Source organism: Streptomyces sp. MK37H (genome assembly GCF_018035285.1).
Lineage (GTDB): Bacteria > Actinomycetota > Actinomycetes > Streptomycetales > Streptomycetaceae > Streptomyces > Streptomyces endocoffeicus.
Genome location: NZ_JAAAYH010000801.1, coordinates 1 through 1,740, shown reverse-complemented (window position 1 = coordinate 1,740; position 1,740 = coordinate 1). Strand labels below are relative to the sequence as shown.

General features: G+C 72.8%; 1 protein-coding gene and 1 pseudogene. Both read left to right on the top strand.

What is annotated here, in order from left to right:
* Window positions 1–248, top strand: a pseudogene (locus GWI24_RS44025) (hypothetical protein); the annotation flags it as partial.
* Between the two features lie 274 nt (window positions 249–522).
* A partial coding sequence (locus GWI24_RS44020; protein WP_210951610.1) for a N,N-dimethylformamidase beta subunit family domain-containing protein occupies window positions 523–1,740 on the top strand: 1,218 nt, incomplete at its 3' end.

Sequence of the window (1,740 nt, the reverse complement as noted above, 5' to 3'; positions counted from 1 at the left end):
CCCGCACCGGCCGGGAGCTGCTCGCCGACCACGTCACCGCCATGGTCTGCTGCGCCGCCGTGGACACCGCGGGCGCGGCCCCCGGCCTGGACTGGCTCGACGGGCCCGCGCTGCTCGTCGGCGGGCGGCGGCGGGCCGATCTGGCCCATCCGGTGCTGAGCCTGGTGGAGGACGGCGACGACGGGCCGCTGCGCGCCTGGCTCGGTGAGGTGGGGGTCCGCCCGGAGAAGCCCGTCCGGCTGGGGTAGCGGCGCGGAGTCCGGCGAATACCGCTCCTATGTGCACCCTTGTCGCGCGTTCGGTGTCTGTTCCGGCAATTTAGCGACTATCGGTGACGGAGTAGGTGCGTAATGTGATGTGCTTGGCCCGGTCGCTGTCGCCCGGCCCAGGAGTTCCGGCCCAACCGGCCCGAACCGCGAGACCCGGCCCCGCAGCCCGGCCCACAAGGCCGGACCCGCGGCGGTGCGGTGTGTGAGGACAGCGAGGCGTGGCGCCGCCGGGTACGCAGGGAGGGGAGCAGTTGTGGGGACGGACCAGATCCGGCGCTGGGAGTCGGGAGCGCTCGCTCACGCGGTGACGGATCCTTTCGGCCAGGGCCCGCTGCCCTGGCTGCGCGACAGTGAGAACTACTTCGACGACACCGGCCGGGTGGTCCCGTGGTACGTCGACCACGTCCATCTCTCCGGGGCCGACGCGCGGGCGACCGAGCGGATCGGCGCGAGGGGCCCCACCAGGATCCCCGGCCCGCGCACCGCCGACGATGTCTACCGGCAGATCAAGGGCTTCCCCTCCACCTCCGCGGCGGCCCCCGGCGAGGCCATCGACTTCCGGATCACGGTGGACCCGCCCCAGCAGTTCAGCGTGGACATCTACCGCATCGGCTACTACGACGGCACCGGCGCGTTGAAGATCACCACCAGCCCCCGGCTGTCCGGGATCGTCCAGCCGTCCCCGCTCACCGCCGACCGCACCGTCTCCTGCCACCACTGGTGGCTGTCCTGGCGGATGCAGATCCCCTCGTACTGGAAGCCCGGCGCGTATGTCGCGGTGCTGACCACCTTGGACGGCTACCGCAGCCACATCCCCTTCACCGTCCGCGACAGCCGCCCCGCCGACCTCCTCCTCGTCCTGCCGGACCTCACCTGGCAGGCGTACAACCTCTACCCGGAGGACGGCCGGACCGGCGCCAGCCTCTACCACGCCTGGGACGAGCGGGGAAAGCTGCTGGGTGAGTCGGAGGCGGCCACCACGGTCTCCTTCGACCGGCCGTACGCGGGCGCCGGGCTGCCCCTCCATGTGGGGCACGCGTACGACTTCATCCGCTGGGCCGAGCGCTACGGCTACGACCTCGCCTACGCCGAGATGCGCGATCTGCACGCGGGCAGCGTCGACCCCGCCCGCTACCGGGGGCTGGTCTTCCCCGGCCATGACGAGTACTGGTCGGCGCCGATGCGCCACACCGTGGAGGCGGCCCGCGACAGCGGCACCTCGCTGGTCTTCCTCTCCGCGAACACCATGTACTGGCAGGTCGAGCTCGCCGCCTCGCCCTCCGGCCCGGCCCGGCTGCTGACCTGCCGCAAGCGCCGCGGCCCCGGCCGCTCGGCACTCTGGCGGGAGACCGCGCCCGAGCAGCAGCTCATCGGCATCCAGTACGCGGGCCGGGTGCCCGAGCCGAGCCCGCTGATCGTACGCAACGTGGGCCACTGGCTGTGGGAGGCCACGGGCGCGGAGGAGGGTGAC